Below are 14493 nucleotides of genomic sequence, written 5' to 3' on the forward strand. Positions count from 1 at the left end.
GCAATATGGGGTTAATTATGAGAAATATTCATTAAAATATGAATTTTTTGACACATTTAATTTATTTGCCAATACAGAATGAACTGAATATTCTTCCTAATAAATCATCAGAAGTAAACTGTCCAGTGATTTCACTTAAGGCTTCTTGAGCTAATCTTAACTCTTCGGCTAAGAGTTCTCCTGCATGGAATGTTATAAGTTGGTATTGACCATTATTTAAATGCTCAGAGGCTTTTTCAAGTGCTTGCAAGTGACGACGTCTAGCCAAAAAGCCACCTTCTGTACTACTTGAAAATCCCATAGCTTGTTTTAGATGCTCACGCAATAATGTCACACCCTCTCCTGTTCGAGCAGATAATTGAATAAGCGCATATCCCTCTTCTTCGCTATAACCAAGTGCCTCGCCCGTTAAGTCTGCTTTATTGCGAATCACTGTAACAGGTATATTTTTTGGTAATCGTTCAATAAATTCTGGCCAAAGTTTTTCGGGATTAGTTTCATTCGTTGTTGTGCTATCGACCATAAATAAAACGCGATCGGCTTGTTCGATTTCTTGCCATGCACGCTCAATACCTATCCGCTCTACTTCGTCACTTGCTTCACGTAGTCCAGCGGTATCAATGATGTGCAAAGGCATACCATCAATGTGAATATGTTCACGAAGTACATCGCGAGTAGTACCTGCAATATTGGTAACAATAGCTGCATCACGTCCAGCTAACGCATTAAGTAAACTGGATTTTCCGGCATTTGGTCGACCAGCAATAACCACTTTCATCCCTTCGCGCAATAGAGTGCCTTGTTTAGCTTCTTGGCGAACTTCGTTTAATCGTTCAATAACTTGATTCAGTTCTGCTTCTATTTTACCGTCAGAAAGAAAGTCAATCTCCTCTTCCGGAAAATCAATAGCCGCTTCCGTAAAAATACGCAAATGAATCAAGGATTCAACCAGTGCATTAACCTTTTTAGAAAATACACCTTGCAAAGATGAAATAGCAGATTTGGCCGCCTGTTCTGAACTGGCATCAATTAAGTCAGCAATCGCTTCGGCTTGGGCTAAATCAAGTTTATCATTTAAAAATGCTCTTTCCGAAAACTCACCTGGTTTGGCAATGCGTACGTTAGCGATTTCAAGTACGCGTTTTAAAAGTAAATCTAAAATAACTGGACCGCCGTGTCCTTGTAATTCAAGCACATCTTCACCAGTGAATGAGTGCGGATTAGGAAAAAATAGAGCAATACCTTCATCAAGTGTTGAGCCATCGTTAGCTAAAAATGGAAGATATTCGGCATACCTTGGTCTAGGTAATTTACCTAATACTGCCTGCGCAACCTCTTGCGCTTTAGGGCCTGATATACGCAAAATACCTACACCACCTCGACCTGGTGGTGTTGCTTGCGCTACAATTGTATCTGATTTCATATTTGTTTATAGCTAATTTAAATTTTGATGATTAATGATATCATGGACGCTCGGCAAAAACAGTAGTGACTAACGCTTTTGCCGTTATTCGTTAATTTTAGCGTATTTTATCCATCGTTTCGTAGTTAATTTGTGGTTTTTGTATTATCACTAGGGTGATCAAAGAGCCAAGAATTTGCTAATGCAAGTGGCTCGCGAATTAATGCAACATACTTATCACCATTATTAAACGCTAATGGTGCCGATAAACCCGATACATCATGCACACCTGAACGTTTAGCAAGCATTATTGAGCGTAAAATATGAAAATCATTGGTAACGACCACCGTGTTGCCTAGAGGTAACACCTGATTGGCAAAAATAAATTGCTCAGCAGTACGCCTTGATTTATCTTCTTGATAAACTCGGTTTGCCTCTATCCCTTTATCAATAAGATATTTTGCCATTACACTGGCTTCTGTTGCTGATTCGTCTTCACCTTGTCCACCACATACAACCACTTTAGTTTCAGGATTTTGGTAAAGATATTGAACAGCGACATCTAATCTGTCAGCTAAAGTTGGTGATGCTATAGCGGGAGTACCAATGACTTGGGAGCCTAATATAACCATAGTTTGGGCATGTTGACTCGGTTTTTTCTCAGCATAAATATAGATAACAATGTTACAGACAATGAAATAGATTAATATTAATAAAAAACCATACTTTATTAATTTCATTAACATTACCTTACCCCTTGTTTCACTTTTTAAAACAATTTTCAAAATGATCGTCGACAAGTCCCATTGATTGCATGAAAGCATAGCATATGGTAGAGCCGACAAAGGAAAATCCTCGTTTTTTTAATGCTTTTGACATTCGATCAGAGATGTCAGTATTAACAGGTACTTCACTCTTATCTTTAAAGTGGTTGATTATCGGTTTATTATCAACAAAAGACCAGATAAATTGTGAAAAATCTTCACCATTTTTTTGCATATTTAAATAGGCATGAGCGTTTTTGACAATACTGTTGAGTTTTAATCGGTTGCGAATCAATCCTTTGTTTTCAAGCAAATGTTCAATATCCTCAGGCATAAGTTGGATGATTTTATAAGGGTCGAAATTAAAAAAACAACGACGATACTCATCGCGCTTTCTTAAAATAGTAATCCATGATAATCCTGCCTGTTGTCCTTCAAGACAGATTTTTTCAAATAATTTTAAACTATCATATTGGGCTATTCCCCATTCATTATCATGATAATCAATATAAATTTGGTCATTTAAAACCCAATCACAGCGTGTTTTATTAGTATTATTCATTCTTGTTTTCATCCAAATTATTCAGTATTTTAAAAAATTTATTAATTTAAATTATAAATCAAATCCTCAGTTTTATAGCAAACATTAAATTTTTTTATGAGGGAAAAAAAGTCATTTTTTTGTGGCAGAATAATTTCTACATTTAAAAAAATCAAAAAGGATAGATTTTTTCTGGCTATCTCAAATAAATAGAAGGTTTTTCATGAGTCAATCTGAAATAAATGCCCAATGGCAACCTAGTGCTCGGCCATTAAATAGTAAGGATTTTAAGACATTAATATTGTCATCTTTAGGTGGAACACTTGAGTTTTATGACTTTGTTATCTACGCGCTATATATTGATACCATTGTCAAACCGCTGTTTTTGCCCCATACCTTATCGCCATTAACGTTAGATTTATTTGCTTGGGGTATTTTTGCTGCTGGTTATTTGGTTCGTCCAATTGGCGGCATCATCATGGCACACTTTGGCGACAAAGTGGGCAGAAAGCAGATGTTTACTCTTAGCGTAGCAATGATGGCTCTACCAACCTTTATTATTGGTGTGTTACCAACTTACGAAACCATTGGTATTTTTGCTCCTTTACTGCTGTTAGTTATGCGTATGTTACAAGGGGCTGCAATTGGGGGCGAGATGCCAGGTGCTTGGGTATTTATCGCTGAGCATACCCCAAAACAACGTTATGGTTTGGGTGTTGGTACGCTAACATCTGGTATTACGGGCGGTATTTTACTTGGATTTTTCGTCACGATTATTATTGATCTCTATTTTACTAATCAAAATATTTTAGATTTCGCTTGGCGTATTCCATTTATTATTGGTGGTATTTTTGGCGTCATTTCCGTCTATTTACGAAAATTTTTATCTGAAACACCAATTTTTAAGGAATTAGCTGCCCGTAAAGCTTTAGAAAAAAGTATTCCCGTTGTGACTGTTATAAAAAAACATAAAAAAGCTTGTTTAATTGTCGCTTTATTAACTTGGTCATTATCAACCGCAATTATGGTGGGTATCTTAATCACTCCCGGACGTATCGTGGGTGGTATGTATCATTTTGCTAATCTTGATTGGCGTATTGGTGGGTGTATTGCTGCTTTAACATTATCAATTGGCTGTGTTATTTCTGGTTGGTTAGATGATAAATTAGGAACAGCAAAAACCGTTATCGTGACTTGGGGCGGATTAGCAATAGCCAGTATCTATTTTTACAGTTCATTAAGCGCAGATATGTCATTAACAAAACTTTATTCGATTTGGGCAGTATTTGGCCTATTTATTGGATCCATCGCCATGACTCCAATTATTGGTACGAGAACGTTTCCCCCTGCTATTCGTTATTCTGGGTTATCATTATCATATAATTTAGCTTATGCGCTATTTAGTGCAATCACACCGACTTTAACGATCTATTTATTAAGTCCTGATCATATTTTAGGTGAATATAGTTATCTTGGTGCAGGTATTTATATCTCAGCTGTAGCTTTACTTGCGGTTTTAGTTGGGTTTTCTCAGCTAGCCCAAAAGGGTTGGCAAAATAACGCACCTAATTAATCCGTCAATTAATCAAGATACCAAATTAGAAACAGGGCAAGCGCCCTGTTTTTTAGTTCAAGATATGATGAATCTTTAATGTATTAACACAAATACATTAGCGCATTGTAACAAACTCTTCTGCAGCTGTTGGGTGAATAGCAACAGTGTTATCAAAGTCTTTTTTAGTTGCACCCATTTTTAGTGCCACAGCAAATCCTTGTAACATTTCGTCCATACCATACCCTATACCATGTATTCCAACAATTTTTTCGTCAGGTCCCACACAAACCAGTTTCATTCGACAAGGTTGGCGGTGACTTGTGACAGCCGTATACATAGCCGTAAAGCTTGAGGTGTAAACTTTGACGTTTTCATCACCGTATTCTAAAATCGCTTGCGGTTCGGTTAAGCCTACAGTACCAATTGCTGGATGCGTAAATACCACTGTTGGAATATTAGTATAATCTAAATGTTCATCAGGTTTGTTATTAAACAATCTTTCCGATAAACGACGCCCAGCCGCAACAGCAACAGGTGTTAAAGCCATTGCGCCAGTATCATCACCAACAGAATAAATGCCAGGCACGTTCGTATTTTGGAATTTATCGACAATAACAAATCCGTTATCATTAACGTCAATACCTGCCGCAGATAAGTTCATATCCTGTGTAGCGGGTTCACGACCTATTGCCCAAATTAGACAATCAACCGTATAACTTTCACCATTTTCAAGGGTTAAGGTTAAACTATCATCGCTATTTTTAGTAACTGATTGTGGAATAGCAAACGTGTGTAGATGCTGTCCTTCTTCCGTTATTACTTCCATTAAGGTTTTAATAATCAACGGATCAAACGATCTTAATGGTGTTGCTTGACGAATAAATTGGTGAGTCTCTGCCCCTAATGCATGCACAACCCCTGCAATTTCACAAGCAATATACCCTGCCCCAACCACAGCAACGCGTTTAGGTAAAGATTTTAATGCAAAAAAACCATCAGAGGTAATACCATATTCTGCACCAGGGATAGTTGGGATTGTCGGTTTACCCCCTACTGCAATTAAAATGTGATCGGCACTGTAATGTTCACCATTTACTTCAATTGTATGTGCATCAACAAATTTAGCGTAACCGTATATGATATCAACATTGTTATTAGTTAAAACACGATCATAGGATTGGTGAATACGATCGATATAGGCATTTCGGCTATCAAGTAATTTATCCCAATTAAATTGATTAATTGTCGTATCAAAACCGTAATCCGGACCGTAGTGATTAATTGCTTCGGCGATTTGTGCACCATACCACATCACTTTTTTAGGTACACAACCTACGTTAACACATGTTCCACCTAACAATTTTGCTTCTATAATTGCACATTTTTTACCATATGACGCTGCTCGGTTCACTGATGCGATACCGCCACTTCCACCGCCAATCGCTATATAATCATAATGTTTGGTCATTAAATATCCTCTGTAATCGTTCTCCCAAATTAAGTAATAGCTTTGCACAAAGTGAATAATAAAAAAAGCGTTAATTATAAAATTTAACAATAGATTTTAACGATTGATCTTAGGTATATTGGATAAAAAACCATTTTATTAGGGCGTTAGGTATATAAAGCTCTTAATTTTCAGCCTATCTGGGGAAGTAATATTAAAATGAAAAGCGAGTATAAAACGTTTGATTAGTGTAACGCCCGCTAGACTAATCGGTTACTTGATTCAGTAACCGATTTTGTCGAAGAAAGTTAGCGGTTTTTAATGGCATTGATAATGTTGGTGGTTGAGCAACCATCTTCAAAATTGAGGACTTTGACTGTGCCACCGGCAGCAGTGACTTCTTTGCCTCCCGCAATATCTTCAGGTTTATAATCACCGCCTTTGACTAATACATCTGGCAGGATGCTGGCAATAAGTCGTTGTGGTGTCTCCTCTTCAAATGGAACAACCCAATCAACTGAATTGAGTGCACCCAGAACAATCATGCGTTGCATAAGTGGATTAATGGGTCTTGATTCACCTTTTAATTGTTTTACCGATGCATCACTGTTAACTGCAACGATGAGACGATCGCCCAGCTTTCTTGCATTAGCAAGGTAAGATACATGTCCTGCGTGCAGGATATCAAAACAACCATTGGTCATCACAATTTTTTCACCACGCATACGAGCTTTTTTTACTTCTTCTTTAAGCTCATCTTCAGTCATTACTCCAAAACCATCATCGGCACGTGCACGGATAGCGTTGCTCAGTTCAACCTGCGAAACGGTTGATGTACCCAGTTTGCCAACCACAACACCTGCAGCAGCATTGGCAAGGAAACAGCTCTCTTCTAATGATTGACCGGCAGCCAAGGCCGCGGCTAATGTGGCAATAACGGTATCACCTGCTCCCGTTACATCAAACACTTCTTTCGCTTGTGTTGGTAGATGATAAATTGGTTTATTTAATTGCAACAAGGTCATGCCTTTTTCACTACGAGTCACTAATAGTGCTTTTAGATCATATTGCTTAATCAGTTGATGACCTTTTTCAACAATATCTTCTTCTGTTTGGCATCGACCAACTACGGCTTCAAATTCCGACATATTTGGAGTAAGTAACGTAGCGCCTCGGTAACGTTCAAAATCCGTACCTTTAGGATCGACCAATACCGGAACATTTGCTTGATTAGCCAGTTTTATCATGGCTTGTACTGCCGATAGCGCACCTTTGGCGTAATCCGATAAGACCATAACTTTATGTGTTTCTAATGCGGTTTGAATGCGTTCAAGCATAGGTGTAGAATCAACATTACCAAACCCCTCTTCAAAATCAATACGAATTAATTGCTGATTGCGCGATAAAACGCGTAATTTGGTAATAGTCGGATGTGTCGATACTGATACAAAATCACATTGTACTTTATGTTTACTTAATTGTTCATCAAGAATTTTGGCAGGTTCGTCAATCCCTGTTAAACCAATTAAACGTGCATTACCACACAGTGAGGTGATATTCATTGCAACATTGGCCGCTCCGCCGGGTCTTTCTTCTAAGGCATCAATTTTGACAACCGGTACGGGCGCTTCAGGCGATATGCGATTAGTGCCTCCATACCAATAGCGATCGAGCATGATATCACCCACAACGAGTACATTAGCACGGTTAAAATCAGGTAATGATGTTTTCATTATGATTAGTTATCCTTACTGGTTATTTAAATCATAGTCATCTGTTATTACTTTTCATTTTCATCTTCAGATGCAAAAGCATCTTCTTCACTATCTTCGTGTTTACGTGGTTGGTAAAAACGTGCAAAGAAAGTTCCGATTTCAAAAAGCAGACAGATAGGTACAGCTAATAAAATTTGAGAAAAGACATCAGGAGGTGTGACAAACATAGCGACAGCAAACACCCCTACAATGATGTACGGGCGTTTTTTACGTAGGCTTTGAGGTGTAGTTATGCCTGTCCAACAAAGTAATATAATAGCAACAGGAACCTCAAAAGCGAAACCAAATACAATAAAAAGTGTCATCACAAAATCAAGATATTTTGTGATATCAGTATTTATCGCCACATCAATCGGTGCCGTGTGGATAAAAAAGTAAAACGCCAGTGGAAATACGACAAAATAGGCAAAAGCAATGCCAAGATAAAAAAGAACAGTGCTTGATACAATTAATGGCATAACTAAGCGTTTTTCATGCTGATACAACGCTGGCGCAACAAATCCCCAGACTTGGTAAAGTACATAAGGAATTGAGATAAATATTGCCACTACAGCCGTTAATTTAATCGGGGTAAAAAATGGCGCGGCAATATCTGTTGCTATCATACTGCTACCTTGTGGTAACTGACTGATAAGTGGATTTGCCACAATATGATAAATATCATTAGAAAAATAGAGTAAACCGCTAAATACGACTAATATACAAATAATACAACGTAGTAGGCGTGTTCTGAGTTCGACAAGATGTCCAATTAAAGGTTGTGTAGCATCGTCAGTCATGATTTATCTTTATCTGAGTGAATTTGAGGATCCAATTGAGAGGCCGAATCGATCTCTTTTTGTAACGATTCTGTTACGCGTTTTAAGTCATCAATTGATTCCTGAATTTCTGGAGTCAGTGCTTTTAAACCGCTTTGTTCAGCTTTTTTTAAACTGTCTTGCAACTCTTGCAATTTTAGTTCTTTGTTTAATTCCAGTTGCACTGTTGCTGACATACGGCGCAGTACTTTTATCCAACCAGCAACAGTTTTAATAGCGACAGGCAATCGCTCTGGCCCTAATACCACCAGTCCAATAATTAATACTAATAATAGCTGACCAAAGCTGATGTCAAACACGTGTTACTCTTTTTTAGAATTATTGTCATCAGTCGAATTAAGATTTTCAACTTTTGCTGAATTACTGCTTTCGGGTTTATCATCGTCATCATTCATGGCTTTTTTAAAGCCTTTAATTGATGCACCAAGGTCAGAGCCCAACGAGCGTAACTTTTTAGTTCCAAATAATAACACAACAACAGCAATTAATATGAGTAGTTGAGGCAAGCTTGGCATCATGATATTTATCTCCAATAAAGTTGAGATTTAAATTATACACTTAAATAATAAGATTCCAACAGTAACAATTAATGAATAATAAGCAATGCAATACCTGCAACACTCACTAAAGCAAGTATTGTCATTAAATATTGCTGACATCTTTTACTTTGTTGTAACTCTTGGTTAATTTGTTTTAATTGGGTATTCATCTGTTTGGTTATTCGTTCATAATCATTCAATTTCGCTGGTAACTGAGGCAAAATGATTCGCCATTGCGGTAATGATTCCCATGCTTGTTGCAATAGCTTTTGCGCACTATATTTATCTTTATACCATTTTTCTAAAAAAGGTTTGGCAGTTTGCCATAAATCAAGTTCAGGATAAAGCTGGCGACCCAATCCTTCAATATAAAATAGCGTTTTTTCAAGCAGTATTAATTGTGGTTGGATATCCATCTCAAATTGCCGAGCTACCTCAAACAATTGCAATAAAATGTGTGAAAATGATATTTCGGCCAGTGGCTTGGCAAAAGCAGGCTCACAAACATTTCGCATAGCCCTTTCAAGAGCTACAATATCGGTTGTTTCAGGTACCCAGCCAGAAGCAATATAGGTTTCCGCTATTTTTCGATAATCGCGATTAAAAAAAGCTAAGAAGTTTTCTGCAAGATAACGTTGATCATCATTACTTAATATGCCAACAATTGCACAATCAATCCCGATATAACGAGGATCGTTAGGATCAGAGATATCAACAAAAATATTACCTGGATGCATGTCCGCATGGAAAAAGTTATCACGAAAGACTTGAGTAAAGAAAGCTTGAACGCCACGCTGAGCAAGTAATTTCATATCGACATTATGTTGTTTAAGTTGCTCAACATTGGCAATAGGAACCCCTTTTACTCGTTCTTCAACAAGGACGTTCTTACGACATAACTCTTGATATACATAAGGGATATATAAAATATTACTATTGATAAAATTTTCGCGTAACCTAGCAGTATTATAAGCCTCTTGCAGTAAATCGAGCTCTTTTAATAGTGTTGATTCATAATCTCGTACGATTTCAACAGCACGCAGTTTCTCGCCAAATCTTATACGTTTAGTAAATTGTTTTGCTACCCAATACATCAAACCAATATCGGCTTGAATTGCTGGCATAATATTAGGACGTAATACCTTGATTACGATTTCGGCTTGACTATGTTTTAATGTAGCCGTATGCACTTGAGCGATTGATGCTGACGCTAATGGTTTTTCATCGAAATTAGTAAAATAATAGTCGATGGGTTGTTCAAGTGCTTGTTCAATAAGTTGTTTAGCAATTTTACCGTCAAAAGGATCGACCTGATCTTGTAATTTTGCTAATGCATTCGCAATGTCTTTGGGTAACACATCACGTCGAGTTGAGATCATCTGCCCGAATTTTATCCAAACCGGTCCTAACTCTTGTAAAGCTTGACGTAAACGTTCACCAATTGGTTGTTGCTTGGCTTTCGGTTTCACCCAAAATAGACAAAGCAATAAAAAGCGTAGCCATTTTGATAAACGATGTGCTGGCAAAAGCTCATTCAAACGATAAGCATGAAATACTGTTAATATTTTATAAAGTCGAAAAAATGTCATTATTTGTCATCGCTTCAAAATTTAAAGCCAGTATGTAATGCGACAATACCACCTGTCATGTTGTGATATTTAACATCGACAAAGCCTGCATCTTCCATCATTTTTTTTAGGGTATTTTGATTTGGATGCATGCGGATTGATTCAGCTAAATAACGATAACTATCAGAATCGTTTGCCACAATTTTGCCCATTAATGGTAACATGGTAAAGGAATAAAGATCATAAGCTTTATTTAGAATTTTGTATTGTGGTTTAGAAAATTCCAGAATGAGTAAACGTCCACCCGGCTTTAATACTCGCCACATAGATCGTAATGCTTTATCTTTATCAGTAACATTGCGAAGACCAAACGAAATGGTAATACAATCAAAATAGTTATCCGCAAAAGGTAATTCTTCAGCATTAGCCTGTACATATTCGATATTTTTAAATAGGCCTTTGTCGCGCAGTTTATCACGTCCAACTTTTAACATGGATTCATTGATGTCTGCCAAGACAACTAAACCATTATCACCGACAAGTTGAGAAAATTTTGCAGTTAAATCACCCGTTCCACCAGCAAGGTCTAACACTTTTTGACCTTTACGCACACTGCTATATTCAATGGTGATTTTTTTCCAAATACGATGAATACCAAATGACATCAAATCATTCATTACATCATATTTATCCGCAACAGAATGAAATACATCGGCGACACGTTTAACTTTTTCTTCTTTTAAGACTTGCCGATAACCAAAATCAATTTTTTCTTGATTTGTATTATCTTGATTGTCAGATGATTGAGACATAAAAATTTACCTATCACAAAGATTTAGCTTATTTTAACATAAGCATGAATAAATGTGATGAACTAAATCAATAATGCTTCAACCATCTTGCTTACCGTTTCAAAATGTTGTGCAGGAGTATGATTAGGATCGAGATCATTTTGATGAATCACTAAATCGAAATGATAACTGTCTTTCAGCCCTTTCAACACTTGATTTTCTTTTTCAAAAATCTGTGTGTAATATTGAGCTAATGTATCAAAGTCAATCGTTGTGAAAAGCAGTTTATTGCTATTTTCTACTGCTCTTGAAAGCCGTTCCACATGTAAAATTGCAATGCGAATATAATCTGTTTCACTAAGATAACGTTGATTATATGGAGTTGAAATCTCTCGGTCTATATAGTTAATGTAACCATTACTGACATGTTGCGTATTATAAATATTGGCCAGTTGTAGCGACAACTCATTGAATTTACCTTGGCCAATAATTGCGACTTTTTTGACAAAAAATGGTTTAGCCGCATCAGCAATAAATGACCAGTTTTTATAAGGATTTTGGCGAACTTGCGTCGCGCTGATGTTCATAAAATTACGATCAGCATCAACAATAATTACTGGGCAATCGAAATAGAATTCATAATCTTTGACATCTTGTGGTTCACTGGTGAATACAACATTTGGTTTAATTTTATGCTTAGATAAAATCTGTTTAACACGATCACTCCAATCTTTCCAGCCATTGGGGTAAGATTTAATGCCCGCTTCATCTAAAATGTGTATATGAATATTATGACGATCTTTAAACGTTTCTTTTAACCATGAAAAACGATCGCTAACTTGAGGTTGTCTTGGTAGATGACTTTTATCAAAAAGTTCTTTATCTCGTGTTGCTTCACAACCTAAAAAAATATGCAGCTCATCAACTTGAGTCATTGCTTTTTCAATTAAATAGATATGGCCACAATGTAAAGGATAAAACTTACCAAAAATTAAACCAACTTTATACTCATACGTCATAACAAACACCAACACATTTATATGCTTTACTAGTTAACAATGTACAGAAAAAAAAAGCTATTTCTAATCAAATGATGCTATTAAATATATTTCACCAAAGAACCTTTCAGGTCCTTCAGCGTAACATTATGATAATATTTAATTAAATTATAATTCAATATTTTTATAAATTTGATAATAAAATCCCTGTAGCAACTGAAATATTCAGTGCCGGCATATTATCATTACCTTTCAAATGTACAACGACATCAGCACAGTTAACAAGTTTCATATTAATTTGCTGAAAAATAACTAAAGCAATCTTTTTATTAAATTGAACTTTATGTAATTCGCTCGAAGCAACCGATTTGGTTTGACAAGGTAGTAAAGCAACGATTTGATAACCTTGTTGCTTTAACATATCAAGCGAAGCAACAAAATCATCACTTTTAATGGATTCAACTGCTTCTATACCACCCTCAGCGACTCGCATTGCAGCGCCACTATCAAGCAGATTTGTTTGACGTAACATGACAGCATTTACACGATAAAAAGCTGCACTTCTTATTAATCCTCCTAAATTATGCGGATTATTAACATCATCAATCGCTAAAATACAATCCTTATCAGCATCACTTTTTTGTTCTAAATAATTTAATAAGTTTAATGGAATACGTTTTTTAACAATCAAACAGACTCCACCATGATGCTGTGTTTGGGTTATTTTATTAAGCTGTTCATTAGAAACAATATCATAACCTAAACGCTCTTGAACTAACCAATTGATTAACTCTTTAAACTGATAAGTCATCTCTTGGATAATAAACAATTTTACAATAGCACTGCGTCGATGTTTGAATACCGCTTTACAACTATTTTCGCTGTAAACTAAAGTTTCTTCTTTACGTTGTCGATATCCGTCATAACCAAATGTCGGTGTTTGATCATTGGCACGTACTTTCTTCTGCCATGGAGAATCGTGTTCAATTTCTGATGGAGATCGATTTAATTCAATAACAATACTTTTTTTTGCAAACCTTGGTCTATCACTGCGTGCTTGAAAAGTTTCAATACGGTCATTACGATCACGCTTCGGTTTAGACTGAAAAGCATCATTTTTACGCTTATCTTTCCATCCAGTTGATTTTTGTTTATTAGCACGAGAGTCTTTTTTAGGCTCGCTATGTTTAGCGTAAAAAATAGTTGGTTTACTTTTTTCAGTATTGTCGGTCATATCAATCTCACAATTAATCGGTTATCGCGTTCGGATGGTTGGGGCTATCTTATCTAATACACCATTAACAAATTTATGGCTATCAGCTGCACCGAATGTTTTAGTCAAGTCTATCGCTTCGTTTATCACAACTTTATAAGGTACATCTTGACGCTTCATTAATTCATAAAGTGCAATACGTAATATGGCAAGTTCTACTTGACCTAGTTCTTCGACTTTACGTTCAGTGAGATAAGGAGCCATTTTTTCGTCTAATTCCGCAGTGTTTTTAGCAACACCATGTAACAGTTCTCTAAAATACTTAGTATCAACACCTTTCATGTCTTGTTCTGCAATAAAACTGGTCTCAACATCAGCAAGATCGTTTCTAGAAACTTGCCAAGAGTAAATGGCCTGTACCGCACACTCTCTTGCTCGACGACGAGGATTAACTAATGCCACTAAATTACTCCTTAATTGCTTTGATAATATTTAGCATTTCTAATGCAGTTAACGCTGCTTCGGCACCTTTATTGCCAGCTTTTGTACCTGCACGTTCAATAGCTTGTTCAATAGATTCGGTTGTTAAAATACCAAATCCCACCGGAATGGTATGATCCAAACTTGCATTTAATAATCCAGAACTCGATTCACCTGCAACAAAGTCAAAATGAGCTGTGCTACCTCGAATAACCGTACCTAACGCCACAATTGCATCGTATTTTTTTGATTGCGCTGCAACTTTAGCGGTTAAGGGAATTTCGTAAGCACCTGGCACCCAAATTATGGTAATGTTTTTTTCGTCAACTTGACCAATACGAGTCAACGCATCGACAGCACCATTGACCAAACTTTCGTTAATAAATTGATTAAATCGAGCCACAATAATGGCAACTTTAGCATTGGGTGCTGCAACTTGACCTGTAACAGTTTGCATGTTAATTCCTTATTTATTGATTTTAAATGCAATTTCACTATCTTTATTTGTGAAAATTTTCCTATAAAATTGTATCACAAATTAACGGCTTATCCTATTGGCAAATAACGCTTCGAACAAGCTTTATCTAACAATTTATTGGTAA

At 36.4% G+C, this 14493-nt stretch carries 14 protein-coding genes and 1 pseudogene; 1 reads left to right on the forward strand and 14 read right to left on the reverse strand.

Going from position 1 to position 14493, the window contains the following annotated elements; translation table 11 throughout:
- Positions 1-61 precede the first annotated feature (61 nt).
- The 3 genes from mnmE to H3S88_RS04805 form a co-directional block, all read right to left on the reverse strand.
- Positions 62-1423: a tRNA uridine-5-carboxymethylaminomethyl(34) synthesis GTPase MnmE gene (gene mnmE / locus H3S88_RS04795; RefSeq protein WP_086318505.1), complete on the reverse strand. Its 1362-nt coding sequence runs from the start codon at positions 1421-1423 to the stop codon at positions 62-64.
- A gap of 125 nt (positions 1424-1548) precedes the next feature.
- On the reverse strand, positions 1549-2142 hold the full coding sequence (locus H3S88_RS04800; protein WP_198226905.1) for a YdcF family protein: 594 nt from the start codon (positions 2140-2142) through the stop codon (positions 1549-1551).
- Between the two features lie 22 nt (positions 2143-2164).
- Positions 2165-2728: a DNA-3-methyladenine glycosylase I gene (locus H3S88_RS04805; protein WP_065738616.1), complete on the reverse strand. Its 564-nt coding sequence runs from the start codon at positions 2726-2728 to the stop codon at positions 2165-2167.
- A 202-nt stretch (positions 2729-2930) separates the two neighbouring features.
- Between H3S88_RS04805 and H3S88_RS04810 the strand changes: the two genes are divergently transcribed.
- Positions 2931-4280 (forward strand): MFS transporter, encoded by a 1350-nt coding sequence (locus H3S88_RS04810; protein WP_198226903.1) that lies wholly within the window; start codon positions 2931-2933, stop codon positions 4278-4280.
- 97 nt (positions 4281-4377) lie between these two features.
- Here H3S88_RS04810 and gorA read toward each other — a convergent pair whose 3' ends face one another.
- The 11 genes and pseudogenes from gorA to ribE all read right to left on the reverse strand — a co-directional run bounded on the left by gorA (position 4378) and on the right by ribE (position 14348).
- Entirely contained in the window at positions 4378-5730 is a 1353-nt protein-coding gene (gene gorA, locus H3S88_RS04815; RefSeq protein ID WP_086326092.1) for a glutathione-disulfide reductase, read from the reverse strand.
- A gap of 287 nt (positions 5731-6017) precedes the next feature.
- A complete protein-coding gene (gene hldE, locus H3S88_RS04820; RefSeq protein WP_144091348.1) occupies positions 6018-7442 on the reverse strand; it encodes a bifunctional D-glycero-beta-D-manno-heptose-7-phosphate kinase/D-glycero-beta-D-manno-heptose 1-phosphate adenylyltransferase HldE in 1425 nt (474 codons plus the stop codon).
- A gap of 47 nt (positions 7443-7489) precedes the next feature.
- Complete coding sequence (tatC, locus tag H3S88_RS04825) at positions 7490-8263, reverse strand: twin-arginine translocase subunit TatC (RefSeq protein WP_198226901.1); 774 nt, start codon at positions 8261-8263, stop codon at positions 7490-7492.
- A gap of 14 nt (positions 8264-8277) precedes the next feature.
- Positions 8278-8601: pseudogene (gene tatB / locus H3S88_RS04830) on the reverse strand (Sec-independent protein translocase protein TatB); the annotation flags it as partial.
- A 3-nt stretch (positions 8602-8604) separates the two neighbouring features.
- A complete protein-coding gene (gene tatA, locus H3S88_RS04835) occupies positions 8605-8820 on the reverse strand; it encodes a twin-arginine translocase TatA/TatE family subunit (RefSeq protein WP_232352440.1) in 216 nt (71 codons plus the stop codon).
- A gap of 68 nt (positions 8821-8888) precedes the next feature.
- Complete coding sequence (ubiB, locus tag H3S88_RS04840; protein ID WP_198226898.1) at positions 8889-10430, reverse strand: ubiquinone biosynthesis regulatory protein kinase UbiB; 1542 nt, start codon at positions 10428-10430, stop codon at positions 8889-8891.
- A gap of 14 nt (positions 10431-10444) precedes the next feature.
- Positions 10445-11221 carry a bifunctional demethylmenaquinone methyltransferase/2-methoxy-6-polyprenyl-1,4-benzoquinol methylase UbiE gene (gene ubiE / locus H3S88_RS04845; RefSeq protein ID WP_086326087.1) on the reverse strand — a complete coding sequence of 259 codons (777 nt, stop codon included), beginning with the start codon at positions 11219-11221 and terminating at the stop codon, positions 10445-10447.
- Between the two features lie 62 nt (positions 11222-11283).
- Positions 11284-12219 (reverse strand): multifunctional transcriptional regulator/nicotinamide-nucleotide adenylyltransferase/ribosylnicotinamide kinase NadR, encoded by a 936-nt coding sequence (gene nadR, locus H3S88_RS04850; protein WP_198226897.1) that lies wholly within the window; start codon positions 12217-12219, stop codon positions 11284-11286.
- Positions 12220-12382: 163 nt separating this feature from the next.
- Positions 12383-13432 (reverse strand): TrmH family RNA methyltransferase, encoded by a 1050-nt coding sequence (locus H3S88_RS04855; RefSeq protein WP_198226896.1) that lies wholly within the window; start codon positions 13430-13432, stop codon positions 12383-12385.
- A 21-nt stretch (positions 13433-13453) separates the two neighbouring features.
- Positions 13454-13873, reverse strand: coding sequence for a transcription antitermination factor NusB (nusB, locus tag H3S88_RS04860; protein WP_025316228.1), 420 nt, complete (start codon positions 13871-13873; stop codon positions 13454-13456).
- A gap of 4 nt (positions 13874-13877) precedes the next feature.
- Positions 13878-14348, reverse strand: a complete 471-nt coding sequence (gene ribE / locus H3S88_RS04865) for a 6,7-dimethyl-8-ribityllumazine synthase (RefSeq protein ID WP_065738607.1) — start codon at positions 14346-14348, stop codon at positions 13878-13880.
- Positions 14349-14493 lie beyond the last annotated feature (145 nt).

It is taken from the genome of Gilliamella sp. B14448G11 (assembly GCF_016101765.1).
Taxonomy (GTDB): domain Bacteria; phylum Pseudomonadota; class Gammaproteobacteria; order Enterobacterales; family Orbaceae; genus Gilliamella; species Gilliamella apicola_N.

Bases quoted from the DNA above. Each gene is read 5' to 3' on its own strand.
- tatA (WP_232352440.1), bottom strand. From the start codon at position 8,820: ATGATGCCAAGCTTGCCTCAACTACTCATATTAATTGCTGTTGTTGTG.
- mnmE (WP_086318505.1), bottom strand. From the start codon at position 1,423: ATGAAATCAGATACAATTGTAGCGCAAGCAACACCACCAGGTCGAGGT.
- ribE (WP_065738607.1), bottom strand. From the start codon at position 14,348: ATGCAAACTGTTACAGGTCAAGTTGCAGCACCCAATGCTAAAGTTGCC.
- H3S88_RS04810 (WP_198226903.1), top strand. From the start codon at position 2,931: ATGAGTCAATCTGAAATAAATGCCCAATGGCAACCTAGTGCTCGGCCA.
- gorA (WP_086326092.1), bottom strand. From the start codon at position 5,730: ATGACCAAACATTATGATTATATAGCGATTGGCGGTGGAAGTGGCGGT.
- tatC (WP_198226901.1), bottom strand. From the start codon at position 8,263: ATGACTGACGATGCTACACAACCTTTAATTGGACATCTTGTCGAACTC.
- H3S88_RS04855 (WP_198226896.1), bottom strand. From the start codon at position 13,432: ATGACCGACAATACTGAAAAAAGTAAACCAACTATTTTTTACGCTAAA.
- H3S88_RS04800 (WP_198226905.1), bottom strand. From the start codon at position 2,142: ATGAAATTAATAAAGTATGGTTTTTTATTAATATTAATCTATTTCATT.
- H3S88_RS04805 (WP_065738616.1), bottom strand. From the start codon at position 2,728: ATGAATAATACTAATAAAACACGCTGTGATTGGGTTTTAAATGACCAA.
- nadR (WP_198226897.1), bottom strand. From the start codon at position 12,219: ATGACGTATGAGTATAAAGTTGGTTTAATTTTTGGTAAGTTTTATCCT.
- ubiB (WP_198226898.1), bottom strand. From the start codon at position 10,430: ATGACATTTTTTCGACTTTATAAAATATTAACAGTATTTCATGCTTAT.
- ubiE (WP_086326087.1), bottom strand. From the start codon at position 11,221: ATGTCTCAATCATCTGACAATCAAGATAATACAAATCAAGAAAAAATT.
- hldE (WP_144091348.1), bottom strand. From the start codon at position 7,442: ATGAAAACATCATTACCTGATTTTAACCGTGCTAATGTACTCGTTGTG.